Origin of the sequence: Acinetobacter towneri (assembly GCF_001758345.1) — a bacterium.
In the GTDB taxonomy this organism is placed as follows: domain Bacteria; phylum Pseudomonadota; class Gammaproteobacteria; order Pseudomonadales; family Moraxellaceae; genus Acinetobacter; species Acinetobacter towneri_A.
Window position 1 is genome coordinate 193,403 of sequence record NZ_MKQS01000005.1, and the last position, 26,684, is coordinate 220,086.

24 protein-coding genes, 4 tRNA genes and 1 pseudogene are annotated in these 26,684 nt (G+C 42.2%); 17 read left to right on the forward strand and 12 right to left on the reverse strand.

Going from position 1 to position 26,684, the window contains the following annotated elements; genetic code table 11:
* Positions 1-138: 138 nt before the first annotated feature.
* Both BJN41_RS04140 and BJN41_RS04145 read right to left on the reverse strand, forming a co-directional pair.
* Positions 139-1,152, reverse strand: coding sequence for a sulfate ABC transporter substrate-binding protein (locus BJN41_RS04140; RefSeq protein ID WP_070153561.1), 1,014 nt, complete (start codon positions 1,150-1,152; stop codon positions 139-141).
* Between the two features lie 209 nt (positions 1,153-1,361).
* Positions 1,362-2,419 (reverse strand): annotated as a pseudogene (locus BJN41_RS04145) (RNA-guided endonuclease InsQ/TnpB family protein).
* 404 nt (positions 2,420-2,823) lie between these two features.
* Here BJN41_RS04145 and BJN41_RS04150 point away from each other — a divergent pair.
* The 5 genes from BJN41_RS04150 to BJN41_RS04170 all read left to right on the forward strand — a co-directional run bounded on the left by BJN41_RS04150 (position 2,824) and on the right by BJN41_RS04170 (position 5,500).
* Positions 2,824-3,111: a hypothetical protein gene (locus BJN41_RS04150; RefSeq protein ID WP_070153565.1), complete on the forward strand. Its 288-nt coding sequence runs from the start codon at positions 2,824-2,826 to the stop codon at positions 3,109-3,111.
* A 141-nt stretch (positions 3,112-3,252) separates the two neighbouring features.
* Complete coding sequence (gene gltX, locus BJN41_RS04155) at positions 3,253-4,761, forward strand: glutamate--tRNA ligase (RefSeq protein WP_070153568.1); 1,509 nt, start codon at positions 3,253-3,255, stop codon at positions 4,759-4,761.
* 57 nt (positions 4,762-4,818) lie between these two features.
* A tRNA-Ala gene (locus tag BJN41_RS04160) sits at positions 4,819-4,894 on the forward strand.
* Between the two features lie 36 nt (positions 4,895-4,930).
* Positions 4,931-5,006 (forward strand) — tRNA-Glu (locus tag BJN41_RS04165).
* 152 nt (positions 5,007-5,158) lie between these two features.
* Complete coding sequence (locus BJN41_RS04170; protein ID WP_026438243.1) at positions 5,159-5,500, forward strand: membrane protein; 342 nt, start codon at positions 5,159-5,161, stop codon at positions 5,498-5,500.
* Positions 5,501-5,621: 121 nt separating this feature from the next.
* Here the strand turns inward: BJN41_RS04170 and ettA are convergent, their stop codons facing one another.
* Positions 5,622-7,283 carry an energy-dependent translational throttle protein EttA gene (gene ettA, locus BJN41_RS04175; protein WP_019838215.1) on the reverse strand — a complete coding sequence of 554 codons (1,662 nt, stop codon included), beginning with the start codon at positions 7,281-7,283 and terminating at the stop codon, positions 5,622-5,624.
* Positions 7,284-7,565: 282 nt separating this feature from the next.
* On the opposite strand from ettA, the gene BJN41_RS04180 reads away from it, so the two are divergent.
* The 3 genes from BJN41_RS04180 (at position 7,566) to BJN41_RS04190 (ending at position 10,561) form a co-directional block, all read left to right on the forward strand.
* Entirely contained in the window at positions 7,566-8,843 is a 1,278-nt protein-coding gene (locus tag BJN41_RS04180) for an O-acetylhomoserine aminocarboxypropyltransferase/cysteine synthase family protein (protein WP_070153571.1), read from the forward strand.
* A 307-nt stretch (positions 8,844-9,150) separates the two neighbouring features.
* Entirely contained in the window at positions 9,151-10,038 is an 888-nt protein-coding gene (locus BJN41_RS04185; RefSeq protein ID WP_019838217.1) for an SDR family NAD(P)-dependent oxidoreductase, read from the forward strand.
* Between the two features lie 211 nt (positions 10,039-10,249).
* Positions 10,250-10,561, forward strand: coding sequence for a hypothetical protein (locus BJN41_RS04190; protein WP_019838218.1), 312 nt, complete (start codon positions 10,250-10,252; stop codon positions 10,559-10,561).
* Positions 10,562-10,649: 88 nt separating this feature from the next.
* Here the strand turns inward: BJN41_RS04190 and BJN41_RS04195 are convergent, their stop codons facing one another.
* Positions 10,650-13,001, reverse strand: coding sequence for a Tex family protein (locus tag BJN41_RS04195; RefSeq protein ID WP_070153574.1), 2,352 nt, complete (start codon positions 12,999-13,001; stop codon positions 10,650-10,652).
* A 347-nt stretch (positions 13,002-13,348) separates the two neighbouring features.
* Between BJN41_RS04195 and ompR the strand changes: the two genes are divergently transcribed.
* The 3 genes from ompR to BJN41_RS04215 all read left to right on the forward strand — a co-directional run bounded on the left by ompR (position 13,349) and on the right by BJN41_RS04215 (position 17,577).
* Complete coding sequence (ompR, locus tag BJN41_RS04205; RefSeq protein ID WP_004974415.1) at positions 13,349-14,113, forward strand: two-component system response regulator OmpR; 765 nt, start codon at positions 13,349-13,351, stop codon at positions 14,111-14,113.
* Between the two features lie 171 nt (positions 14,114-14,284).
* Positions 14,285-15,745, forward strand: a complete 1,461-nt coding sequence (locus BJN41_RS04210) for an ATP-binding protein (RefSeq protein ID WP_070153580.1) — start codon at positions 14,285-14,287, stop codon at positions 15,743-15,745.
* A gap of 308 nt (positions 15,746-16,053) precedes the next feature.
* Positions 16,054-17,577, forward strand: a complete 1,524-nt coding sequence (locus BJN41_RS04215; protein WP_070153583.1) for an acetyl-CoA hydrolase/transferase family protein — start codon at positions 16,054-16,056, stop codon at positions 17,575-17,577.
* A gap of 107 nt (positions 17,578-17,684) precedes the next feature.
* On the opposite strand, the gene BJN41_RS04220 is transcribed toward BJN41_RS04215, so the two are convergent.
* The 5 genes from BJN41_RS04220 to BJN41_RS04240 all read right to left on the reverse strand — a co-directional run bounded on the left by BJN41_RS04220 (position 17,685) and on the right by BJN41_RS04240 (position 19,885).
* Positions 17,685-18,080 carry a hypothetical protein gene (locus BJN41_RS04220; RefSeq protein ID WP_070153586.1) on the reverse strand — a complete coding sequence of 132 codons (396 nt, stop codon included), beginning with the start codon at positions 18,078-18,080 and terminating at the stop codon, positions 17,685-17,687.
* 98 nt (positions 18,081-18,178) lie between these two features.
* Positions 18,179-18,913, reverse strand: coding sequence for a class I SAM-dependent methyltransferase (locus tag BJN41_RS04225; protein WP_070153589.1), 735 nt, complete (start codon positions 18,911-18,913; stop codon positions 18,179-18,181).
* Positions 18,914-19,079: 166 nt separating this feature from the next.
* A tRNA-Phe gene (locus BJN41_RS04230) sits at positions 19,080-19,155 on the reverse strand.
* 134 nt (positions 19,156-19,289) lie between these two features.
* A tRNA-Phe gene (locus BJN41_RS04235) sits at positions 19,290-19,365 on the reverse strand.
* 142 nt (positions 19,366-19,507) lie between these two features.
* Positions 19,508-19,885, reverse strand: a complete 378-nt coding sequence (locus tag BJN41_RS04240) for a GNAT family N-acetyltransferase (protein WP_070153592.1) — start codon at positions 19,883-19,885, stop codon at positions 19,508-19,510.
* Positions 19,886-19,982: 97 nt separating this feature from the next.
* Between BJN41_RS04240 and hisB the strand changes: the two genes are divergently transcribed.
* The 6 genes from hisB to BJN41_RS04270 all read left to right on the forward strand — a co-directional run bounded on the left by hisB (position 19,983) and on the right by BJN41_RS04270 (position 24,557).
* Positions 19,983-20,576 (forward strand): imidazoleglycerol-phosphate dehydratase HisB, encoded by a 594-nt coding sequence (hisB, locus tag BJN41_RS04245; protein ID WP_070153595.1) that lies wholly within the window; start codon positions 19,983-19,985, stop codon positions 20,574-20,576.
* Positions 20,576-21,193 (forward strand): imidazole glycerol phosphate synthase subunit HisH, encoded by a 618-nt coding sequence (gene hisH / locus BJN41_RS04250; protein ID WP_070153599.1) that lies wholly within the window; start codon positions 20,576-20,578, stop codon positions 21,191-21,193. The genes hisB and hisH overlap by 1 nt, the downstream gene beginning before the upstream one ends.
* 246 nt (positions 21,194-21,439) lie before the next feature.
* The gene (locus BJN41_RS04255; protein ID WP_070153601.1) at positions 21,440-21,910 is read left to right on the forward strand and encodes a DUF805 domain-containing protein; all 471 of its coding nucleotides are present in this window, start codon (positions 21,440-21,442) and stop codon (positions 21,908-21,910) included.
* 169 nt (positions 21,911-22,079) lie between these two features.
* On the forward strand, positions 22,080-22,757 hold the full coding sequence (locus BJN41_RS04260) for a 3'-5' exonuclease (RefSeq protein WP_070153604.1): 678 nt from the start codon (positions 22,080-22,082) through the stop codon (positions 22,755-22,757).
* 67 nt (positions 22,758-22,824) lie between these two features.
* Positions 22,825-23,556, forward strand: coding sequence for a 1-(5-phosphoribosyl)-5-[(5-phosphoribosylamino)methylideneamino]imidazole-4-carboxamide isomerase (hisA, locus tag BJN41_RS04265; protein ID WP_070153607.1), 732 nt, complete (start codon positions 22,825-22,827; stop codon positions 23,554-23,556).
* 92 nt (positions 23,557-23,648) lie between these two features.
* A complete protein-coding gene (locus tag BJN41_RS04270) occupies positions 23,649-24,557 on the forward strand; it encodes a DMT family transporter (RefSeq protein WP_070153610.1) in 909 nt (302 codons plus the stop codon).
* Positions 24,558-24,610: 53 nt separating this feature from the next.
* On the opposite strand, the gene BJN41_RS04275 is transcribed toward BJN41_RS04270, so the two are convergent.
* The 3 genes from BJN41_RS04275 to BJN41_RS04285 are packed head-to-tail and all read right to left on the reverse strand — an operon-like array spanning position 24,611 to position 26,648.
* The gene (locus BJN41_RS04275) at positions 24,611-25,015 is read right to left on the reverse strand and encodes a DUF4870 family protein (protein ID WP_070153613.1); all 405 of its coding nucleotides are present in this window, start codon (positions 25,013-25,015) and stop codon (positions 24,611-24,613) included.
* A gap of 40 nt (positions 25,016-25,055) precedes the next feature.
* On the reverse strand, positions 25,056-25,685 hold the full coding sequence (locus BJN41_RS04280) for a DUF1294 domain-containing protein (protein WP_070153617.1): 630 nt from the start codon (positions 25,683-25,685) through the stop codon (positions 25,056-25,058).
* Positions 25,686-25,697: 12 nt separating this feature from the next.
* Positions 25,698-26,648: a homoserine kinase gene (locus BJN41_RS04285; RefSeq protein WP_070153620.1), complete on the reverse strand. Its 951-nt coding sequence runs from the start codon at positions 26,646-26,648 to the stop codon at positions 25,698-25,700.
* Positions 26,649-26,684 lie beyond the last annotated feature (36 nt).

Genomic DNA, 26,684 nt, shown 5'->3' on the forward strand with positions numbered 1-26,684 from the left:
TCCAAACGTCTTTTTGTAGATAAATATTACTTTCCATAGGGAAAACCGTTTTTGACTTTTTTAAAGCACAAAAAAATCTCCGTAGAGATTTTTTTGTGTGCCAATCCAATAAAAGATTAGCCGAAAATGGATATCTGTTTAACGCTTAGTATTATAAATTTGGTCGAAAATCGCACCATTCACAAAATGGGTTTTTTGTGCATTTTCCCAACCACCGAACACTTCATCAATGGTGAAAGTTTTTAATTTCGGAAATTGCGCTGCATATTTTGCAAGGACTTTTTCATTACGTGGACGGTAGAAATGCTTCGCTGCCATTTCCTGACCTAAAGGTGAATATAAATAGTTGATATAACCTTTCGCCAACCATTTATTACCATTTTTCTCTACTGTACGATCTACAATTGCCACCGAAGGCTCAGTCAAAATAGAAATAGATGGATAAACAATATCAAACTTGTCTTTGCCTAAGGTTTTTAAAGTCACAAGGGCTTCATTTTCCCAAGTCAACAACACATCACCAATGCCACGTTCAGCGAATGTGGTCATCGATGCACGTGCTGCCGAGTCCATCACTTTTACATTGTGGTACATCTTACCTACAAATTCTTGCGCTTTAGCTTTAGAACCGCCTGGTTGCTTTTCTGCATAACCCCAAGCCGACAAATACACCCAACGCGGCAAACCACCTGTTTTCGGGTTTGGGGTAATAATTTGTACGCCCGGTTTGGTTAGATCATTCCAATCTTTAATCTTTTTCGGATTACCTTTGCGCACCATAAAGACGATGGTCGAGGTATAAGGCGCAGAGTTATGAGGAAATTCTTTTTGCCAACCCGCTTGAATTTGACCTGACTTTACAATTTCTTCAATGTCATTCGCCAATGCCAAAGTGACAACATCGCCCTTTAAACCATCGACCACGGAACGCGCTTGCTTACCCGAACCACCATGCGATTGTTTAAAGTTGACGTCTAAACCTGTACGTTTTTTCCAGTACTGACCAAACGACTTGTTAAATTCATCATAAAATTCGCGGGTTGCATCATACGATACATTTAAAAACTGACGATCTGCAGCCTGAGCAGTCGTTGCAGCAAAACCTGTTGCCAATAGAGCAGCAGCCAATAAAGCTTTCAATTGAGTTTTCATTACAACACACATCACTTTTAATCTATCACTCAATATATGCAATGCTTAGGCGCTGCGCAATTTGTAAAAACACAAAAAAATCTTTAAACTCAATGAATTCAGCTTTATTTATTTGTTTTTATTAGATTTAATTTAAGATGCAGCGTTATTCAAAGTTTATACCTTTTTATGAATTAGATATATGAAAAGTGATTGACATCCTCCCCGACCTAAAGGACGGAGATTCCTACTGCTAGACGCTCATGTCCGAGCGCAAGAATATTCAGTGCGGAATTTACATCCCGATCATGGAGCGTACCGCACTCCACACACTGCCATTCTCTTATTCCAAGTCCTGCTCTACCTTTCGGACTACTGGAGCGTGAGCCACAGCACGAACAAATTTGGGTGGTATAGGCTTCATTGACTTCTTCATAACATACCCCTGCGTTCTCGCATTTATACTTGAGCATGGTTCTTAGTGTTGTCCAACTGGCATCTAACACAGACTTGGCTAGTTTGGTCTGCGCTAATGCTTTGGCATTCACATTGCCAACGAAGATGGCTGCATGTTCATTCACCAGTTTTCGGCTGAATTGATGCAGCATGTTTTGTCGTACATTTTTAATCTTGGCATGGATGGCTTTGACACGTTTCTTATTTTTTGCACGTTGAGCAATACCAAGTTTTTGTTCATATTGCCGATAGATTTGAGGTGCTTTAAGTTTTACGCCATCTGAACAAGTCGCTAAATCTTTTAAACCTAAATCTATGCCAATTGAGGTTTTAGCGTAGTTTTTTCTATTTTGACTGCATCAACTACAAGACAAACATACCAACGTCCACGACTATCTTCTACGAATGTGCCTGTTTTGATATTGTATTGACTTAATCCGTAACTATCCCATAGTTTAAATTGATGCTTGCCATATTGAACATAGCCATCAGCATATTTGATTGCAACCTTTTTAAACGGTATCCAACCCAATGAACGTCTAGCTGATTTTTTATTACTGACACGCCATTTTAGTTTTGCTTTTTTGAACTGCTTGCGTCTTGTGACCAATTCTTCTGTCACTGCCTGAATAGTTTGACTGTGCAAGTTGCATTCTTTCGATGTGCCTTTCGTGTATTTTGCAATGTCGTATGCTGAAAAGAATTGTTGTTTTCTTTGAAGATGTTTAAAACACAAATCATTGACATAATTCCAGACAAAATTTACTTCGGATGCTAACTGATATAGCACCTTACAATGTTTGTCTTTTATGCGTAATTTGAGTGTCTTCATCCAATTATTTTAACAATATTTTTCTTAATAATGACTATAGTACAAGTATTTAAAACGACATTTCGTGTCGTTCATATGGTTTACCCTAGTCGCTTATATCCTCGTGCTGAACCACGAGGTTTTACGCTCCAGTGGATAAACAACATCAAACCAACCTTCTCAAATTAATTTTATTGTGACTTTTGTAAAAATCTTCACGATATCTCCACAGTTGTTTGTTACAACATGTTCTAATCCAAAGCTCAATGGACAAATCGGTATATAGTGAGTAAATAATGATAAAGATCTTATTGAAAGTGTGACGAAAGTCTGCTTTTGTTAAGGTTTTTGTGATTAAATATTTAAGTGATTAAAACAATTTATAAATTGTGAGTTCATTCATAAAGGAAAGGGGGGGAATCAAGATGAAATCTAAACTCATATGCGCAGCATTACTCACTTTAAGTACAGTCAGTCACAGTGCTGTGATCAAGTCTACTGAAAGTAAGACCCATTTAACTGCGGAAAAAGGCTCTTTAATTGAAAAAGCCATTACCCAGCAAAAACAGGCAGACAAGCAAAAGTTTGAATCGAATAATGATTTAAAAGTGCTGACTTCAATTAATCTTGCCCCAACTCAAAATTTCTTTGCCTTGCAAAATCAGCGTTTTAGCCGTTTCGTACAAGCCTTATTCCCGCAAGGTAACTCATAAGTCTGCATCAAACTCACTGCCTTTAATCCCCTTTTCAAATGCAGTTGAAACGCCCAAGTACAGAATGTTGAATTTAACATTAAGTACTTGGGCTTTTTCGTTATAATGGTTGCAATTTACATTTTGAATTAATTTTTGCTTATGACTGTTCGTACTCGTATCGCGCCTTCTCCTACTGGTTTCCCGCACGTGGGAACAGCGTATATCGCCTTGTTTAACTTATGTTTTGCCAAACAACACGGTGGTGAATTTATTCTTCGTATTGAAGATACTGACCAACTGCGCTCAACCCCTGAATCTGAAAAAATGATTTTGGATTCATTGCGTTGGTTAGGCTTAAATTGGGCAGAAGGTCCAGATATCGGCGGCCCACATGCACCGTATCGCCAATCTGAACGTATGGATATTTATAAGCAATACGCCTTGCAATTGGTTGAACAAGGGCATGCTTTCTATTGCTTCGCTACTAGCGAAGAACTCGATCAAATGCGTGCAGAACAACAAGCACGTGGTGAAAGCCCGCGCTACGATGGTCGTGGTTTAAACTTGTCTGCAGATGAAGTGCAGCGTCGTTTAGCGGCAGGCGAAGCGCATGTTATTCGTATGAAAGTGCCAACCGAAGGCGTATGTAAATTTAATGACATGCTGCGCGGTGAAGTGGAAATTCCATGGGCGCAAGTCGATATGCAAATTTTGCTGAAAACAGATGGCTTGCCAACTTACCATTTGGCCAACGTGGTCGATGACCATTTGATGCAAATCACTCACGTGATTCGTGGTGAAGAATGGATTCCATCGGCACCGAAACACCAATTGCTTTATCAATATTTTGGTTGGGATATGCCTGTGTTATGCCACATGCCATTGTTGCGTAACCCAGACAAATCAAAATTATCTAAACGTAAAAACCCAACTTCAATCAACTACTACAAAGACATTGGCGTATTACCTGAAGCTTTGCTGAACTATTTAGGTCGCATGGGTTGGTCAATGCCAGATGAAAGTGAAAAATTCACTTTAGCCGAAATGATTAAACACTTTGATATTCAACGTGTCTCACTGGGCGGCCCTATCTTTGATGTAGAAAAACTCAATTGGCTGAATGGTCAATGGATTAAAGCACTTTCACCTGCTGAGCTCTTAGATACCTTATTGGCTTGGAAAGCAGATCGAGCCAAATTGGAAGAGATTGCTGCCGCGATTCAACCGCGTATTCATTTACTCTCAGAAGCGGTCAATTGGTCTGCACATTACTTCAACCATTTCCCAAGCTTAAGCAAGGAACAGTTTGAAAGTAAAAAACTGTCTGAAGAACAAGTGCGTCAAAGCTTGCAATTTGCAATTTGGCGTTTAGAAAGTCTATTTACTTGGAACAACGACACGGTGAGCCAAACCCTGATGGATTTAGCGAACCAAATGGAAGTCAAATTGCGTGATTTCATGCCTGCGTTCTTTATTGCAATTGCAGGTTCAACTGCGTCTACGCCAGTCATGCAAACCATGGTCACCATTGGCCCTGACCTAACTTTTGCACGTTTGCGCAATGCCTTAGAAGTTGTAGGCGGCCCAAGCAAAAAAGAAGTCAAAGTCTGGGAAAAACTGTATGAAAGCATCAAATTGCCGAAAAATGATGCAATTGATCCAGCTTAATTCATTTTTTTGTTGACGTGTGAACGCAATAGCCCTAATATTGCGCTCACACAGACTGGGGTCATAGCTCAGTTGGTAGAGCGCTACAATGGCATTGTAGAGGTCAGCGGTTCGATCCCGCTTGACTCCACCAAGTTTAAATAAGGCTTTACCTGTGTTGCCTCATCAAGTCCCTATCGTCTAGAGGCCTAGGACATCGCCCTTTCACGGCGGTAACCGGGGTTCGAATCCCCGTAGGGACGCCATATTCAAGATGAATATAATCCATTATCTTCATCTTATAATAAAGCTCAAGCAACGACTTGGGCTTTTTTATTGCCCTGTTTTCTGACAGACTGTTTTTTATTTGTCGCACATTTCGTTAGAATAACAATTAGATCAGAATTTTGGAGTTGTAATGCAATACCGATGCCCTAAATGTCAAAGCCCAAAAATCATGCCTGTTGCACAGGCAGGTCAAGCAACGCCACGTCCTGTTGTGCCTAAAAGCTTGGTGATGCTCATTCCTGCGGTATTTGTATTATTACTTCTGGTTTTAATTAGTATTGCCATGTGGATTTTTGGCGATGGCGCAGGCACGACCTTACAAAGCATTACAGTAGCGGTATTTGTTGTGTGTGTGATTGCAGGCTTCTTGTTCTACCGTGATTTGCCTGATTTTAAAATTTCCATGCAGGCTTTTATGCAGTCGCAAAAGCAATGGAAGTGCCGTGAATGTTCACATGAGTGGGAAGTTTAAACACTGTTACTCTTTTCAGATTTCACATCATGCTGTTGTCTTAATACTCAATCAGCATGATTGAGTAAACACAAAAAACCAGCCCTAAGGCTGGTTTTTTATTTACAAACGTCGGGAATAATTACACACCGATTTTGCGATATTTTTGACGCTTGGTTACTAAGTCATCACCATCACGTTTGCGACGATATTCTTCGAATTCAGTATAGTTACCAGTGAAGAATTCTGGTGTTTCACCTTCGAATGACAAGATGTGCGTTGCAATACGGTCTAGGAACCAACGGTCATGCGAGATCACCATCACAGTACCTGGGAATACCAGAATGGCATCCTCAAGTGCACGTAAAGTTTCGATATCCAAGTCGTTCGATGGTTCATCCAGCAGGATCACGTTAGCGCCCATTTGTAGGATTTTGGCAAGTTGTAAACGGTTACGCTCACCACCCGACAATTGACCCACACGTTTTTGCTGATCTTGACCTTTGAAGTTAAAGCGACCGATATAGGCACGAGATGCGATTTCGTATTCACCAATACGCAAGATGTCTAAACCGCCAGAMACTTCTTCCCAAACMGTTTTGTTGTCRTCTAARGTGTCACGAATCTGACCMACGTAAGCMACTTTAACAGACTCACCCAGCGTTACCGTACCGGTATCTGGTTGCTGTTCGCCAGTCATCATACGGAATAGCGTCGTTTTACCTGCACCGTTCTCACCAACAATACCGACAATAGCACATGGTGGTACTGAGAAGCTCAAGTCTTTATACAGGGTACGGTCGCCGAACGATTTGCTGATACCTTCAACCTCAATCACCTTGTTGCCCAGACGTGGACCAGGTGGAATGTAAATTTCAGAGGTTTCGTTACGCTGTTGGAATTCACGAGAGTTAAGTTCTTCAAAGCGTTCCATACGTGCTTTATTTTTCTTTTGCTGGCCTTTGGCATTAGAACGGACCCATTCAAGTTCTTTTTTCAATGCTTTAGCAAAAGACTCTTCTTGCTTCTGTTCTTGCTCTAGACGCGCGTTCTTTTGCTCTAACCAAGAAGAGTAGTTACCTTGGTAAGGAATACCATGTCCACGGTCAAGCTCAAGAATCCATTCAGCCACGTTATCTAAGAAGTAACGGTCGTGCGTAATCGCGACGATGGTACCCGGGAAGTCTTTCAAGAAACGTTCTAACCATGCAACAGATGAGGCATCCAAATGGTTCGTCGGTTCGTCTAGTAGCAACATATCTGGTTTAGACAAAAGCAAACGGCAAAGTGCTACACGACGGCGTTCACCACCAGAAAGTTTAGAAACGTCTGCGTCCCAAGCAGGCAGGTTCAGTGCTGCAGCAGCTTGATCCATCTGGTTTGTAAGGTTGTGCGCATCCCAAGTTTGAATAATAGCTTCAAGCTTTTCTTGCTCTTTGGCTAGTGCGTCAAAGTCTGCATCTTCAGCTGCATATTCAGCGAAGACTTCATCAAGACGAGCCAAAGCATCAAGTGGCTCACGCAAGCCATCTTCCACGTTACCACGAACGTCTTTGCTTTCGTCCAAAGGCGGTTCTTGCTCAAGATAACCAATTTTGATGCCTGGCTGCGCACGTGCTTCACCCGAGAAATCTTTGTCTACGCCCGCCATAATACGGAGCAACGTCGATTTACCTGCACCGTTTAAACCAAGCACACCAATTTTCGCACCTGGGAAAAATGATAAAGAGATGTCTTTCAGGATTTCGCGCTTAGGCGGAACCATTTTCGACACTCGGTTCATCGTATAAATATATTGGGCCACGTAGGACTCCTCAATAGAAAACCAAATCTGGGGCTCAGATGAGCAGCCCCTGCTCTAATGAGCGAAAAAATAATCGGGTATTATACCTGAATACAGAGAAAAAATAAGACACCTCAAACATCTTGCATGCTTTGTTACAACTCCGTCTTTAAGCTTGCAACCCGCCCATCTACTTAAGTGCTATATCAACTTTCACGCTAAATATTGCAATATTTTGACGCTTTCTTTCATATTGAAAAATGCTAGACTCAAGCCAATTTAACTCACGAAGATGAAGTAAACATGACCTATAAAGATGAAACCTTGGCCATTCATGCAGGCTATAGCCCAGAACCAACCACCAAAGCCGTGGCTGTGCCGATTTACCAAACCACTTCTTATGCCTTTGATAATACGCAACATGGTGCCGATTTATTTGATTTAAAAGTACAAGGCAATATTTACACCCGCATTATGAACCCAACCACTGCGGTGTTGGAGCAACGTGTTGCAGCGCTTGAAGGCGGGATTGGAGCCTTGGCCTTAGCATCAGGCATGGCTGCAATTACCTACGCCATTCAGACCATTACCGAAGCAGGCGACAACATTGCTTCAGTATCAACTTTATATGGCGGTACGTACAACCTATTTGCCCATACCTTGCCTAAACAAGGCATTGAGGTGCGTTTCTTCGATTATCAACAGCCTGAAAGCTTGCGCGACCTGATTGATGACAAAACCAAACTGGTCTTTGTAGAGTCAATTGGCAACCCATTGGGCAATATTATTGACCTTGAAGCGATTGCAAAAATTGCACATGAATATGGCATTCCAGTGGTGGTGGATAACACCGTTGCCACGCCTGTCTTGCAAAAATCGTTTGATTTTGGCGCAGACATTATTATTCACTCACTGACCAAATATATAGGCGGTCACGGTACGTCTATTGGCGGCATTATAGTCGATAGCGGCAAATTCCCTTGGGGCAAATATCCTGAGCGTTTTAAAGCGTTAAATACACCTGATCCAAGCTATCACGGGGTTAATTATGTAGAAGCGTTAGGTGCTGCGGCATTTATTGCACGTGCACGTGTGGTACCGCTACGCAACACAGGTGCAGCGATTAGCCCGCATAACGTATTCCTGATTTTACAAGGTTTAGAAACCTTAAGCCTGCGTATGGAACGCCATACTGAAAATGCGCAAAAAGTCGCGGAATATTTACAGGCACATCCAAAAGTGAAATGGGTTAATTACGCAGGCTTAAAAGATMACCCACAACATGCGTTGGCGCAAAAATATGTAAAAGGCAAACCTTCTGCAATTCTGTCTTTTGGCGTGCAAGATGGTCGAGAGGGCGGAACTCGCTTTATTGATGCGCTGCAATTATTCACTCGCTTGGTCAATATTGGCGATGCAAAGAGTCTAGCTTGCCACCCTGCGACCACCACTCACCGTCAGTTGAGTGCAGATGAACTCAAGGCTGCAGGTGTGAGTGAAGATATGGTGCGTTTGTCCATCGGGATTGAACATGCCGATGACTTAATTGCCGATTTAGAGCAAGCTTTAGCAGCTGTATAAGAACTCATCAGTTCAAGCTTTGTACTGGCATCCTGCTGATTAATTTCAACAGGATGCTTTTTTATTTTAATTTTTCTTTGTATGTCTTTGCATTAGCTTTAGTTTATGGTAAAAATAAAGATATACAAATCACAAAAATAGAGCAATTACTCTATATTCATTTTTAAATTCAACCACTTATTGCATAGCTTTTTTTGTGAAATCGGCTATCATAAAGCCAAGGAAAACAGTTCAAATTCAATCTAAAATTTGAATCGGCACTTTCAATAAAAATGACAACTCAGGAATCAAAATCAGGAATATTAGCGTGAAGCCAAAATTAGAGAAACTTTTTCAAAAGCGTGTAAATGGTAAAGTTGCCCTTATTACAGGTGCATCGAGTGGTATTGGTTTAACCGTAGCACATAAACTAGCCGATGCAGGTGCGCATGTGCTTTTGGTGGCACGTACTCAGGAAACGCTTGAACAAGTCAAAGCTGAAATTGAAGCACGTGGTGGCAAAGCTTCAGTTTTCCCTTGCGATTTAAACGATATGGACTCTATTGATGCCGTATCGCAACAAATTCTCGCCTCTGTCGATCATATTGATATTTTAATTAACAACGCAGGCCGCTCAATCCGTCGTGCAGTACACGAGTCGGTTGATCGTTTCCACGACTTTGAACGTACTATGCAGCTCAACTATTTTGGTGCTGTACGTTTAGTACTAAATATTTTGCCGCAGATGATGCACCGCAAAGATGGTCACATCATCAATATCAGCTCGATTGGTGTATTAGCCAACGCAACGCGCTTCTCGGCTTATGTGGCATCTAAAGCCGCACTAGATGCGTTTAGTCGCTGTCTATCTGCAGAAGCGCATACACACAAAATTGCGATTACATCAGTGTATATGCCACTGGTTCGTACCCCAATGATCGCACCAACCAAAATTTACAAGTACGTACCCACCCTTTCACCTGAGCAAGCAGCAGATTTAATTGCCTATGCGATTGTGAAACGTCCGAAGAAAATTGCGACACACTTGGGTCGTTTGGCTTCAATCACATATGCGATTGCACCAGACATCAACAACAAACTTATGTCGATTGGTTATAACCTATTCCCAAGCTCTTCCGCTTCTGTAGGCGAGCAGCAAAAACTGAACTGGGTACAAAAGGCATATGCACGCTTGTTCCCAGGTGAACACTGGTAATTTATACACATTCAAGTTTTCTTTAGGCGATCTACGGATCGCCTATTTTATTTCCGATCATTTCATATTACGTTATTTCAATCTTGCAACATCTACTGCAAGAGATAACGTTAACAAGCCTAATCTTATATCCATGCAGCTTGAACAAAACATTCAATTGCACCTTATTTTTATGCTATAACACAGCTGTTTTAAGTATTTTGAATGGATTATGCGAGCACTAGCCCTCATTTTACAGTATGGCTGTTTTGCCTTTGCCTTATTTTTAAGTTATCAGGTTGCAACGGCGCTTTATCAGCAAGAATATGAACTCTTAGAGGTTGTTGCCGATGTAGGCACGATTTTAATTTGTATTGATTTAGGCGTATTTTTATTTAGCAGCAAAGCCTCACAAGGTTTAAATCTTCAGGAATATGCTCGCCAACTTGAAGCACCACCATCAAAACTAGTGGCAGTGACACGTAAACTTGGGCATTTGGGAATCATGCTGATTTTAGTGAGCTGGATTGTGCCGTTGATTTAAAAATGATTAATCAAACTGTAGAGTAAAGTATACCCACAAAACAAAAAGCTCCTGAATTTCGGGAGCTTTTTGTTTGCGTAATTAAAACTTACTTCGAACCTTTAATCCCTGCTTGTAACAACAATGCGCCTAAACCACCAATTTTATTTTCTTGCGGTTTAGCAGCTTGCGGCTTTTTGCCCTGAGGACGATCACCCTGCGGACGCGCCTGTTGCGGACGTTTCGCCTGTGGCTTACGCTCTGTACGTTGCTCTTGATCACGACGTGGCGCACGCGCCGCTTTTGCAGGTGCAGCCGAACCTTCAGGACGCATCGATAAATTCACGCGGTTACGTTCTACATCAACCTGTAACACACGCACTTGCACGATTTGACCTGGTTTCACCACTTTATGTGGGTCAGCCACAAACTCATTGGCCAACTCAGAAATATGCACCAAACCATCCTGATGCACGCCAACATCTACAAATGCACCAAAGTTCGTCACATTGGTCACCACACCTTCAAGCTGCATGCCTTCAGTCAACTGTGCCACTTCAGTAATATCTTCACGGAACTTAGCCGTGCGGAATTCAGGGCGTGGGTCACGACCTGGTTTTTCCAATTCAGATAAAACATCTTGAATGGTAGGTAAGCCGACTTGATCATCCACAAATTCTTCAGCATTCACTGAACGGATAATTTCGGTATTGCCAATGATGTCTTTGACTGTAGTCGCTTTAGCAGCCACAATTTTTTCTACCAAACCATATGATTCAGGGTGAACAGCTGAGGCATCTAAAGGCTCAGAACCTGCTTGAATACGTAAGAAACCTGCGGCTTGTTCAAAAGTACGCTCGCCTAAACGTGGTACGTTTTTCAAGGCTTGACGGTTATCAAAACGGCCATGTTCTTTACGATAATCTACAATTTGCTGTGCAATTGATTTATTCAGACCTGCGATATAACCCAATATTGCTGAAGATGCCGTATTGACATCAACACCTACCGAGTTCACACAGTCTTCAACCACGGCTTCTAAGGTTTTTGCCAAACCTGCCTGATTCACATCATGTTGATACTGACCCACACCAATTGATTTTGGATCAATTTTTACCAATTCTGCCAATGGGTCTTGTAAACGACGGGCAATAGACACTGCACCACGAATCGACACATCTAGCTCTGGCAATTCTTGCGATGCCAACTCTGAAGCTGAATATACCGATGCACCTGCTTCAGATACAGATACACGCGTCAATTTCAAATCACTGTGCGCAGCCATCATTTCTGCCACCACCGCTTCAGTTTCTCGGCTTGCAGTCCCGTTACCTATCGCAATTAAATCAACATGGTGCTCACGGCATAAACGTGCAATCTCTTCAATCGCGCCTGCTTTGTCTTCTTTTGGTGCAAATGGATACACCGTGCTATGAGCAACTACATCACCAGATTGGTTCACCACAGCCAGTTTGACACCTGTACGGATACCAGGGTCTACACCCAGCGTACAACGTGCGCCTGCAGGTGCAGAAAGCAATAAATGACGCAAGTTTTCTGCAAAGACATCCATCGCTTCGGCTTCAGCAGCCAAACGTTTTTCAGTCAATAATGAATGTTCGATTTGTGGACGCACTTTACCCAACCAGAACAATTTTGCAGTTTGCTTTAAAAAGTCCTGACGTGCTTGCGGCTGAATCTGATCTAAATTGTATTCAGTTTCAATACGTGCCAAAGGTGCACTGTCTTCACCATCAACTTTTAAGCCCAAGACGTTTTCTTGGCGACCACGCAACATCGCCAATAAACGATGTGACGGCACTTTGTTCAGGTTTTCTGAAAAATCGAAGTAATCACGGAATTTTTTGCCCACTTCTTTTTTCTCTTCAGAAGCAACCAAGCTTTTTAATACCGCTGTTTTGGCAAAAATTTCTTTTAATTCTGTCGTTAGCGCAATATTTTGTGCCCATTCATCAATCAGAATGTGCTGCACAGCATCTAGCTGACTGTCTACATCTGGATATTCTGCATGACTAAAGCCTGCTAAAGCTTCACTTGGCTCGACTTGTTCTGCAAATATTTGCGCTGCAATTGGGCCTAAACCTGCTTCTTTGGCTTTAAACGATTTACTAGTACGTTTAGGACGGTAAGGCGCGTAAATTTCTTCTAAGGCATTTTTGGTTTCAGCAGCGTTTACCCGTGCCAATAAATCATCAGATAATTTATCTTGTTCTTTGAGTGATTCTATTACTTTTTCGCGACGCTCATATAAATCACGTAAATACGATAAACGTGTATCGAGCTGACGTAGCTGCGTGTCATCTAAACCTTGCGTCACTTCTTTACGGTAACGTGCAATAAATGGAACGCTAGCACCTTCATCAATCAGTTTGATGGCAGCTTCTACTTGATTTGGTCGTACGGCAAGTTCTTTTGCTAACTGCTGAACTAAGTCAGTCATCGTGTGTGATCCTACAAGGATAAGTACTAAAAGCCATGATTATAAAGACCAAGACTATAAAATCCACAATTGTTTTATGAATTTTATAAATGGTGGTGTTTTGGCGATTTTTGCCAATTCGGCAAAATTTTATAAATCTAAATAAAATTCAGGCTGATGTTAGACTTAAACGGGCAAATATGTCAGTTTTTAACAGGGGAATGCTGTATATATTTAGTATCTATGTCTTGATTTTATCTGCAATATTTGTTGCTTTAGAGCATATGCAAAAGATACCAATGAATCGTATACTCAAAGCCAACTCAACTTTTTGTTTACGATGACAATAAAGAATAAAGGAGCACATCATGAGTTTAGTTGTACCTGCTGAAAAAACAGATACCGTACACAGCGAAACTGACCGCGTTGAACGCATTCTCGTTGTGGATGATGATGTGCGTTTACGTACCCTGTTACAACGTTTTTTGGAAGACAAGGGCTTTGTGGTTAAAACTGCCCACGATGCAACGCAAATGGATCGTTTGTTACAACGTGAACTGTTCTCTTTAATCGTGTTGGATTTTATGTTGCCTGTAGAAGATGGTTTAAGTATTTGCCGTCGTTTACGTCAATCTAATATCGACACGCCAATTATTATGCTCACGGCTCGCGGCAGTGATTCAGACCGTATTGCAGGACTTGAGGCAGGTGCAGATGATTATTTGCCAAAACCATTTAATCCAAACGAGCTGTTAGCACGTATTCGTGCCGTATTACGTCGTCAAGTGCGAGAAGTTCCGGGCGCACCAAGTCAGCAAATGGAAGTGGTCGGTTTTGGCCCATGGTCACTCGATTTATCGACCCGCACTTTAACCCGTGAAGGTCAGGTCGTGACCCTAACTACAGGTGAATTTGCAGTACTCAAAGCGTTGGTACAACATCCTCGTGAGCCTTTAACCCGTGACAAGTTAATGAATTTAGCGCGTGGTCGTGAATGGGGTGCGATGGAGCGTTCGATTGATGTTCAGGTGTCACGTTTACGTCGTTTAATTGAAGAAAACCCTGCTCGTGCACGCTATATTCAAACGGTTTGGGGTGTAGGTTATGTATTTGTTCCAGATGGTGCGGAATAAGTTGAAAATGATGTGAGGCTTAAGCCTCACATCTTCATGCAATGATCAACATTTATGCGCACACCGATCATTGCGCAATGATTTAAAGAACACACATTCTAATAACAAGTATATTTATCATAAAATTTCACTCACCAAATTCGCTTTACAACCTCTGCCACAGGACAAGATGTGAAACTCGAACCCATCGACCCACAAGAATTTACCGACTATGTGGCGTATTCTKAAAAGAAACGTACCCGTTGGGAGCGTTTTTTAGACAAAATCAAACCACGCTCTGCAGCCATGCGTACCACGGTACTGGTGGTGTTTGTAGTGCTGTTTAGCTTGTTTATGTCGTTGTGGTTCTTTTGGCGCACCTTGTATTTACCTGAAATTCAACAACACGCCCGCTATTTAGCGGTTGAACTGGAAATTTTAAACAATCCAGATTTGCGCATTTTTCACAATCAAGCAGAAGTCGATGTTGATGCATGGCTTAAAAATCGGGTCGGCATTGAATATGTGACCGATCCACGTGAATTTCCAAATGTACGGGAAAAAGTCATTGCCGAATTTTTTACCCGACAAATTGAAAAGAAACTAGCAACTGAATTAAAAATGCAGGATGTCACGGTTTATTTCCAGTTCAAACCAAGCCCGCGCATTTGGATTCAAACCCCAGAAATGAATGGCAACTGGGTACGTGAACCCCTCAAAACCTATGCCAACTACAGCCCTGAACTGGTCTTTGGCTGGCTTTTGGGTATTCCACTTTTGGCTGCAGCCATTATTTTGACCTTAGTACGTCAGTTGAACCGTCCTTTGCGGCGTCTGCAAAATGCCGCCAACAGCTACAGTAAAACAGGTAAAGCCCCTTATCTGGAAACCAATCACGGGCCGCAGGAAATTCGTGAGGTCAACCAAGCCTTTAACCACATGATTTATACCTTGGAACAGACTGAACGTGACCGTCGTATCATGTTGGCGGGTATTTCACATGACCTGCGCACGCCACTGACACGGATTCGTTTAAGTGCTGAAATGATGCCTGATGATGATTTTTTAAAAGAAGGCTTAATTTACGATGTAGAAGATATGGATGCGATTTTGAATCAATTCATTTCTTATATGCGTGATGGTTCTGATGAAGAATTACAAGAAACCGATTTAAATGTTTTGCTGCAGGAATTGATTATTCAATTTAAACCGTTGGATATTCGCTTTAACGCACAAGAATTACCTTTAATTCAGGCGCGCAGTTTGTCGCTGAAACGTCTGATTGGCAACTTGATTAACAACTCTAAACGCTATGGTGCAGAGCCGATAGAGTTGTCTGCAGCAGTGCTGGAGGATCACATTCGTATTTGTGTTGCTGACAATGGTACAGGAATTCCTGAAGACCAGATTGCCGATTTAATGCAGCCGTTTGTACGCGGCAATGAAGCCCGCACCGTACAAGGCAGTGGCTTAGGCTTGGCAATTGTAAAACGTATTGTCGATATTCATCAAGGCGAGTTGACCATTCAAAATCGTGAACACGGGGGTCTAGAAGCCATTATTACCCTGCCACTACAAGCTGAAATTGTGGAAGAAAAAAGTAATATTGGCACACTAGAAAAAATCAAACAAAGTTTGAGCGAACATTTCTAAAAGGCTGATTCATTTGATCTCCATCTAGCTTGCTTTACACCAATTTCAGACCAACAGCAAATCAGGTGGACGATCAAAGTAAAAATTTAAGATGGCGCATATCAAAATTGTATAAAAACATATCAAATATATTTTTACATTTACCGATTAGTATAAAAATAAAATATTAAATTCAATAAATTATGTATCATTTAGTATTTTTATATTCGCATTTAGGCAGAAAATTAGACCTTAGCCTAATACCTATGCAAAATACTTTTTTTGATCGGTACAATCGGTATCAGTCAAGTATTTTATGAGAGTTCGCCATGTCTTTAGATCGCATCCGTTTAGCCTCCCTCCACGACAAAGTAATCAGCGCAGAACAAGCTGCTGAATTCGTTCAAGATGGTATGACCGTAGGTATGAGTGGCTTTACTCGTGCGGGTGAAGCAAAAGCTGTTCCACTTGCATTGGTGGCACGCGCTAAAACCAATCCTTTAAAAATTGACTTAATTACGGGTGCAAGTCTTGGTAATGATTTAGACAAGCAATTGACTGAAGCAGGTGTTTTGGCTCGTCGTATGCCGTTCCAAGTAGACAACACGTTGCGTAAAGCAATTAACCAAGGTCAAGTGATGTTCATTGACCAGCACTTGTCTGAAACCGTTGAGCAAATGCGTAACAATACGCTTAAACGCCCAGACATCGCGATTGTTGAAGCAGTAGCGATTACTGAAGACAGCTTAATCATTCCAACAACTTCTGTAGGTAACTCTGCAAGCTTTGTTGAATATGCAGATAAAGTCATTATCGAAATCAACACCACTGTAAGCACAGAATTTGAAGGTCTACACGATATTTATATTCCTGAAGCGCGTCCAACACGTGGTCCAATACCATTAACTCACGTTGACCAACGTATTGGTACAAAAGGTATTCAGTTAGACCCTGCAAAAGTTGTGGGTATTGTATTTAACGATACCTTGCTTGACTCTCCATCTAACGTGACCGATCCAGATGACGAAACTCAAGCAATTGCAGATCACTTGATTGCATTCTTTGAAAATGAAGTTGCACAAGGTCGTTTACCGAAAAACTTGGCACCTTTACAAGCAGGTATCGGTTCAATTGCAAACGCTGTATTAACAGGCTTCAAACACTCTAACTTTGAAGATTTGGTGATGTACTCAGAAGTACTCCAAGACTGTACGTTTGAATTGATTGATGCAGGCAAAATGAAATTCGCTTCTGGCTGTTCAATGACCTTGTCTGAAAAATGTGGCGATCGCGTATTTGGCAATCTTGCACACTACAAAGACAAATTCATTTTACGTCCACAAGAAATTTCTAACTTCCCAGAGTTAGTTCGTCGTTTAGGCATCATTGGTATTAACACTGCACTTGAGTTTGATATTTACGGTAACGTGAACTCAACACACGTATGCGGTACCAAAATGATGAACGGTATTGGTGGTTCAGGTGACTTCGCGCGTAACGCACACTTGGCGATTTTCGTGACTAAATCAATTGCGAAAGGCGGTGACATTTCATCTATCGTTCCAATGGCTGCGCACGTAGACCACAACGAACACGACGTTGACATTTTGGTTACTGAGCAAGGTTTAGCAGATTTACGCGGTCTTGCACCACGTGAACGCGCTCGTGCGATTATCGACAACTGTGTACACCCAATGTACCGCAATGCCTTGAACGATTACTTCGAGCGTGCATGTGCAAAAGGTGGTCACACTCCTCACCTACTTCGTGAAGCATTGTCTTGGCATGCAAACTTCGAAGAACATGGTCACATGTTGACTCCTGCACAACAAGAATCTGCGCAACCAGCGTAATTCATGTGCAATAAAAAACGCCCTGATTTTTCAGGGCGTTTTTTTATGTCTTAAGTTTTTACGTCTCATAAATTATCACAACGTCATTTGTGACAACGCACTCGACTTTACTCAAATGCCAAAGCTTTAAATTCATCTATAAAATGCTGTCCTAACTGACGCAAACCATCCACACTGAGTGTGGTTTCAATCACACCTAAAGACACGACATCACGTTGAATTTGCAGCACGGTTTGACCTTGCGGGTTGATATAAAAACGAGAACCCAAGGCGGCAAAGTTATTTGCCAAATCTGCGGTTTGTTCAGCTCGAACCTGATTCACGAGGTCTTGTGCAGTAAAACGGTATTGATCTTGCACCAAATTCAGGGTGTCGGACTGCCCATATTCAGCACTTAATGCACGGTCATCTAAGGCCTGTAAAGGCTGATCAAGATTGGCAAAAGCAGTCAAAGGAAGGCACAGCACAAGGCTGAATAAAACAGCAGGAAAAAATTTAAACATAGAACACCTCACACATTACGTCATTACACGTGTGGAGAAATATCCTTTTTCACCCAAGCCTTATTTTAATCTCAAAGCAATTTCGAAACAGTGATTTTTTATACCAAACAACCTAAACGCAGCAAAATGGGAAACTCAATTTCCAAATTTTGAGCAGATTGCCGTTGCAACAATTGTTGTAATTCAAGCAAAGGGGACTCTGTATACTGCTTTAAATAATGCTGCAGTCCCGTCCAAGTGTTTAAATACTTCAGCAATTGTGTTGCCGACCAGCTATATTTTAGGGAAAGTTCAGGTGTCACGATTTCTTTAAATGGGAAAGGAATCGTGCGATATAAACTATCAATATAACGGCGCTCAGCATCCCAATAACCTTTTAAGGTCTGAAAATACAAGCGTTGAATTGCTGCTTTCACCTCAGTGTCTACAACTTGAATCAGCCCATAGCCCACCGCAGCGAATACTCCACGCGGTTTTAGCACCCGATGCACTTCGGCGTAAAAGGCTTCAAAATCAAACCAGTGAATCGCTTGCGCAACGGTAATCAAATCCACACTTGCATCTGCCAATCCACTGTCTTGCGCCACACAAGCGCAATAACGCACATTCGCCCAGTGTGGGGCTTGATCCAACTGTGCCCGACTTAAATCTGTGGCTAAAATCTGTTGAAAATGTGGTGCTAATAACTGGGTAAACTGCCCTGAACCTGCACCGCAGTCCCATGCCAAACCGCGCTCGGGTACGTGCTGTAAAATCGTATCGACAATTGCAGTGGAATATTGCGGACGTGCCTGACAATATAAATCGCTACCCCGCGAAAACAAATCTTTCATGCTGCATTCCCTGACCAGGAGTCCTTTATTCTAATCCACTTTTTTTACAGGGATCGTGGACTTTAGATGAAGATACCAAGCGGCTTTGAGTACAAGGCTTGGTTTTAGACATGAAAAAATTTGGAGCATAAAAAAAGCCTCAAACAGTGTTTGAGGCTTTTGAATATGGTGGCGAGACCCAGGATCGAACTGGGGACACACGGATTTTCAATCCGTTGCTCTACCGACTGAGCTATCACGCCAATGCCCTGTATTAAGCCGTATCTCGGCTGAATAGTCAATAAAAATCATCACTTTTTTATTTGATCGCATAAACTTTAGGCAAAAAAAATCCCTGATGGGATCAGGGATTGAAAACGTTTAACCGTTTAGAATATGGTGGCGAGACCCAGGATCGAACTGGGGACACACGGATTTTCAATCCGTTGCTCTACCGACTGAGCTATCACGCCAATGACGCGTATTAAACAGTTTCAGCTGTAAGTCGTCAATAGTCTTTTACGCTTTTCAGTGTAAATGTTTACTTTTACAGCAAAACCCGCATAAATTGGATAAAAAATCACCTGATATTATAGGCTTAGTGCCTATGATGACTCACAATTTACCCAAATGTGCTAAACAACGATGAATTGCGCCACAGCCTGGCTGAAAATGCTGCACACCTTTGGCTTCTTCCATACGGCACACTTCACTTACCAAGCGATCTGCCACACCTCGACCTCGGTTTGCAGGATGCACCACAATATATTCAAGCGTGCGATGATCATTTTGGCCTGTACACCAAATCGCACCAATCACTTTAGTATTAAATTCTGCCGTGTAAAGTAGGGTATACTGAGCCAAGTTCTGCTCAAGTTGGCTTACCGCATCTTGCCCATCGCCAAATTCAGGGCTGGTATCATACAGTCGCTCAAGCTGGCTGCGCACTTCGGTATTTTCCAGTGAAGTATAGGCATGTACGGTAATAGGCATTGATTAACCCTCCTGAGCAATCTAATATGCTGAGACTTCGTCACAGCGAAAACATTTTACATCAATCATTTTTGACGTTTTTTTGAGGAACGTGTCTATGACCCAACGTATCAGTGAAGTGGTGAGGAATACCAACGAAACTAAAATTCGAGTTCGTGTGAATCTGGACGGTACGGGTCAAGGCACACTCAACACTGGAGTTCCATTTTTAGACCATATGATTGATCAAATCAAGCGACACGGTTTGTTTGATATTGATATTCATTGTGATGGCGACTTGGAAATTGATGATCACCACACTGTGGAAGACTGCGGTATCACGCTTGGTCAAGCTTTTGCGCAAGCTTTGGGCGATAAAAAAGGTTTACGACGCTACGGTCACTTTTATGCACCGCTTGATGAATCTTTAAGCCGCGTGATTGTGGATTTATCGGGCCGTTCGGGGTTATTTATGGATATCCCATTTACCCGTGCGCGTATTGGTACTTTTGATGTGGATTTATTCTCAGAATTCTTCCAAGGCTTTGTCAACCATGCATTAATGACGCTGCACATCGACAACCTCAAAGGTAAAAACAGCCACCACCAAATTGAAAGCGTATTTAAAGCATTTGCACGTGCTTTACGCATGGCATGTGAAGTCGATCCGCGTGCTGAAAATACAGTGGCATCAACCAAAGGAACACTCTAATGACCCGAATTGCCCTTCTTGACTATGGCATGGGAAATTTACACTCTGCAGCGAAAGCTTTAGAACATGTGGGTGCAACGGTAGATGTGACCAATGACCCAAAACTGATTGCACAAGCCGATAAAATTGTGTTTCCAGGTGTGGGTGCCATGCGTGACTGTATGCAAGGCATGCATGAAGCTGGCATTGATGACGTGGTACGCAATGCGGTCTTTAATAAACCTGTATTGGCAATTTGCGTAGGCATGCAGGCGCTGATGCAACATTCAGAAGAAAATGGCGGTGCCGATGCACTGGGTATTTTTGCTGGCACAGTCAAACGCTTTCCTGAAGTAGCAGGTTTGAAAGTGCCACACATGGGCTGGAATCAGGTACACCAACGTGACCCGAACCACCCTATGTGGAACAACATTGAACAAGATGCACGTTTTTACTTCGTGCATAGTTTTTATGTCGAACCACAAGATGAAAAAATCGTGGCTGCGACCTGTGATTACGGTTTAACGTTCTGTACGGCTCTGCATCAAGACAACTTATTTGCGACACAGTTCCATCCAGAAAAAAGTCACACTGTGGGTTTACAGTTACTAAAAAACTTCGTGGAATGGAACATCTGATCTTCAAGATGATCCTCCCTTTAAAGCCGAGTTAATCTCGGCTTTATTTATACGTGAATGTTTTTCACTGTTATTGCACACTGATTTGTGTTTAAAATTAAAGCGTTTTATACCTTTTTATTCAAAATAAACTGAGGGGCTGTCGATAATTGGTCTATGTTTGCGATGTGAGAGAAATATCTCACAAGATTTTTCGCAAATATATGCTGTGCGACAGAAAATTCAAAAAATCTAGGAATTACAACAATGAGTCAATATGTACAAGATTCTGCACTCAGTGCAGCGGGGCGTTTTGGTCGATTATCATTTTTAGCGTGGAACTGTTTGCTCAGCTTGGGGCTTGCAGTACTGATTGCAATTATTGCCGTTGTTGCACCTAATTTATTGCTAGAGCTCAGCTCTGGCTCTATGGGCATCGGCATGATCTTGCTCGTGGTCATTTATATCGTGGCGTTCTATTTTAGCTTTATTTTCACCATCCGCCGCTTGCATGACCGTAATCATACTGGCTGGTTGTCTTTGCTGATTTTGGTGCCTTTGGTGAATATTATTTTGGGTTTATATTTGGTATTTGCACCTGGCGATGATCGTCAAAATAGCTATGGTGCGGTACGTGAAACCGCAGGTTGGGAAAAAGTACTGGCTTGGATTTTTATTGTGCTGATGATTTTGGCAATTATAGGCAGCTTCTCGGCAGGCATATTCAGCAATCTCTAAGCAAAAATATTCCGCTTGATTGATCTTTCAAAATAGCCCATCTGTTGGGCTATTTTTTCAGGATATTCACCTCAATCTTTGTCTTACACAGTATTTTCAATCTTTTAGATTTTGCCAAATTTTGCAAAACCCTTTAGGCTAAAACCACCTCTTTACCGCTTTGGATGTTATGGATCAAACTCGTCTGCGTACCCTGCCTAGCCCTGATGAAATTCGGCAATTGCCACTGTTTGAAAATATTGCCCGTCAAAATATTGTTCTGATTCAAAATCTAGAACAATGTCGAGCGATTGAAGCTGAACTGAAAACTGCAGCTGTCTTGGGTTTCGATTCTGAATCCAAACCGACATTTAATGTAGGTGAAGTTTCTACAGGCCCGCATTTAATTCAGCTTGCAACCTTAGAAAAAGCCTATTTATTTCAGCTCAATGATGACATTTGGCAATTTTTGCAGCCAATTTTTGCCAATCGGGATCAAATTAAAGTGGGGTTTGGATTGAAAAATGATGCCCATTTATTTCGTAAAAAAGGCATACAACTGAATAGCGTGATTGAATTATCTAAGTGTTTTGGCAGTTTTGGTTTTAAAAGTCCGCTTGGGCTTAAAAATGCCATGGCCTTATTATTTAACGTTCATTTCCCTAAAAGCCGAAGAATCAGTACATCAAACTGGGCACGCAAACAGCTCAGTGAAGCACAAATTGCCTATGCCGCCGCCGATGCCTACGCGCCTGTATTGATATTTGAAGAATTGGGACGTTTAGGCCTATTGCCCGAGCATATCCCCAACAGTTCACTCAAATTGCGAATTCGTCCCTCTAAAACAAAACCTACAACAGATGCTTAGAGATTTAACAATACTTTGTTAAGATGCATAAATTGAATTCAATAAGTTTTTGGCAAGGAGCGAAAGCATGCTGATCATCCCTGCAATTGACCTGAAAGATGGCAAATGTGTTCGTTTAAAACAAGGTCGTATGGAAGATGATACTGTATTTTCTGACGATCCAGTGGCAACAGCACAACACTGGGTAAATGAAGGCGCGCGTCGCTTGCATTTAGTCGATTTAAACGGCGCTTTCGCAGGTACGCCAATTCATAAACCTGTGGTTGAAGCGATTGCAAAATCACAACCCGATCTCCCTATTCAAATTGGTGGCGGTATTCGTTCACTCGAAACCATTGAACACTATTTAGATGCAGGCGTATCGTTCGTGATTATTGGCACCAAAGCCGTACAAGATCCTACTTTTGTAGAAGAAGCCTGCAAGAAATTCGCAGGACACATCATTGTCGGCATTGACGCCATGAATGGCATGGTGGCTACCGATGGCTGGGCCAACGTTACAGACGTGAAAGCGACAGATTTAGCCAAGCGTTTTGCCGATGCAGGTGTATCTAGCATTGTTTATACCGATATTGCCCGTGATGGCATKATGCAAGGTGTGAACGTAGAACAAACCGTGAACTTGGCACATTATTCAGGCTTACCTGTGATTGCTTCTGGCGGTGTAACCAATTTAGATGACGTACGCAATCTAAAAGGTCAGCCTGGCATTTTAGGTGCGATTACAGGTCGTGCAATTTACGAAGGCACCTTAAGCCTACGTGAAGCACAGTTGCTTTTAGATGAGCAATCTTTGTAATCCTGCCGCGCATTTTCAAAGAGGTCTGCGGACCTCTTTTTTATTTTGATTTTATTTTGCTCATCTTAAGTTTTTCATCTCCTACAAATTATATGTCTCAGCTTTCAGCAATGCTTGGCAGCAAAGCCCCGCAACTGGCGCTCATTTTCATTACCTTAATTTGGGGTGCAACTTTCATTACCGTGCAATACGGTTTGAATTTCAGCAGTCCAGTACTGTTTGTAGGCTTACGTTTTGCCGCAGCCACTTTGGCTGTGGGATTAATTTCATGGCGAAGCCTACGTGGTTTTAGCCTCGTTGAACTTTATGCAGGTTTTGCTATAGGCGCAGTCATTGCGCTAGGTTATGCCACTCAAACCATTGGGCTACAAAGTATCAGCAGTAGCGAATCGGCTTTTTTAACCGCACTGTATGTTCCGCTTGTACCGCTGTTGCTGTGGTTATGCTTTGGTCAACGTCCGCATATCATGACATGGTTGGGTGCTATTTTGGCATTTGTAGGCTTGGTCTTTTTAACAGGCAATGGCTTAGGCGCAATTCAGTTAAATTTTGGACAAGCCATTACTTTAATCGGTTCAATTGCGATTGCCTTTGAAATTATTTTAATTGGCTATTTTGCTAATCGGGTCAATTTAAAGCGCGTGACTCTCATTCAACTGGGATGTGCATCGTTATTGTGTTTTGCGATTGCGCCATTGGTTGGAGAAACTCAATTGCCCGAATTTCAGTGGTCACTCCTTGCTGTTTTGCTTGGCTTAGGCATTGCCAGTGCCGTGATTCAATGGGTAATGAACTGGGCACAACGACAAGTTGACCCTGCGCAAGCGGCTATTATTTATGCAGGTGAACCTGTTTGGGCCGCATTGATTGGACGTTTGGCAGGCGAGCGCTTAGCCGTTTTGGCGTTGTTCGGGGGACTACTGGTGGTTTTAGGGATGCTGGTCAGCGAATGGCGACCAAAATTTTTAAAACGAAACACATCATCCCAAAAAGCTGAATAAACAGCATTTCGGTGAGATGCTCAAAACATCTTAAAAGACCAACGAACGTGGATTTAATGATACATCGGTAAATTGTCATTCACACGAATTAAACCGCGTATAGCACGGTAAACCATCCATAACCATGAAATAGCAACTACTGCGAAACAAAAAAGTGTCGCAGCCAAAGTCATACTGGCAAAGCTTTGCGCATCTGGACTAAAGAACAGCAAAAAGAAAGGCACGAATGCCACAATATTCCAAAATAGATACCACCAGAAGCTGCGAATTTGCCAAGTAAAATGACTGGCAAAAATTGAACCTTGTACATCACTACGTTTTAAATAGTTGATGATCAAGGCAATAACGGCCAATATCCCCGCAGAAAAAATCGCCACGATATACAGCACATATAAAATCATGGTCAATAAACGATGTGGGTCTTGGTCCACTGAATATGAATGTTCTGCGTCTGACATAATGCACCTGGCAAGCCTGTTACTGGAATAATATTCCCAATTAGATATTAAGCTGATTCAGCGGAGAAATTAACCATAAAATCAGCAAGATATTTAAGCCTATCGTACAAAAATAAATCTTACGAAAGGGTTGTTTTTGTGTTTTATGGCGTAATTTTTGTTGTGCTAACCATGCTGCAGGCCATCCCCCTAAAAAAGCCACAATATGCAAGTTATTTTCCGGAATACGACGCCCGCCCTGCTGTGCAGCTTCTTTATCTTGTGCATACAGCCAATAACTCAGCGCATTCATCAAACTGATGAATAATAACAAGATACCGCTGAGCAATCCCAACAGCGTCAGCAAAGCCAAAGCAACAATATAAGCCACACACACTATTTGCATTGGCTGCATTTTTTGCGTGCTGTTGGATGTTTTTGCACTCACAGCAGCTGCCTTGGCTGCTTTGGTCTGTGAAGCTTTTAAATACACCACTTGCTGCGCTCGGTAACGTCCACGCTCATCCACAGTTACGGTGTATTCCAACGCACAGCCCACAATGGGACGTGGCCCTTGTCGAGCAAAGTCCTTAATGTGTAAAAACACGCGATCTTTTTGACGGTCATTCGGCTGAATAAACCCATAACCCTGCTCATCAAACCATTCGACTAAACGTCCTTGATCACGCATGTACTATATCCCTCAAGCCGTCACAAACTTTAAGCGTTCAATAAGCATATTCCGCATTTCATCTGGATTTTTCTGCAAAATATCTGCCCCTGTCCGCCCTTCTGCCGCATTTTTAGAAGCCACCTGCAAACGCATTAACCAAAAACGTCCTGCCGCCATTGCCAGATACAGCTCCAGACAGGCTTTTTCATCTTCGGTTAAAGGACGCACCGTTTCGTAGGCATTTAAAAATGCAATCGCCTTGCTTTCATTTAAGCTGAGCTCTGGAAAATCGGTACAAAAATCATTCAGGGTGATTGCAATATCAAACAGCAATTCATCTTGATTTAATTCATAAAAATCTAAAATGCCCTGCAACTGCTCCTCTACGAACAAGCTATTGTCACGAAATAAATCTGAATGAATAAAACCTTTAGGACGCTGCGGATAGACTGCGGTTAAAGCCTCATACAAGCCCAATAGTTTCGATAATAAAGCTTGATCTGCCACATGCATGCTTGGTTTTAATTGGCGGGCAACTCCTGCCCAATAAGCATGATCACGTACATGATCGCGCTGCAAAGGGAAATTTTGTAACGCCACATGCATTTTGGCTTGTGCAATTGCAATCGCTTCCACTTGTGCCACTGTTGTCAGTGTCGGATGCTGCCCAATTAAACGTGGTGCAATTTGTGCAGGTTTATCTTTTAAACGATGAATGGCTTGTCCTGAGTGTGACAAGGGCACTGCCACAGGCAAGCCCGCTTGCCCTAAATGCTGTAATACAGGAATGAGCTCGCCTGCCGCTTGCTGATCTAATTCTTCAAAAATGGTCAGCACGTAGTCGTTTTGATTGYCGCAACGCAAAAAATAATTGGTGTTTTGAATCCCGCCTTGAATGGGAATCAGCTCGACCACCTCCAATCCATATGGTGCTGCAAAAACCTGAACTTCCTTTAAAGTCAAAGGAGTATAAACCGACATAGAAAACCTGCGAAAAACCTGAGCTAAGTTTGATAG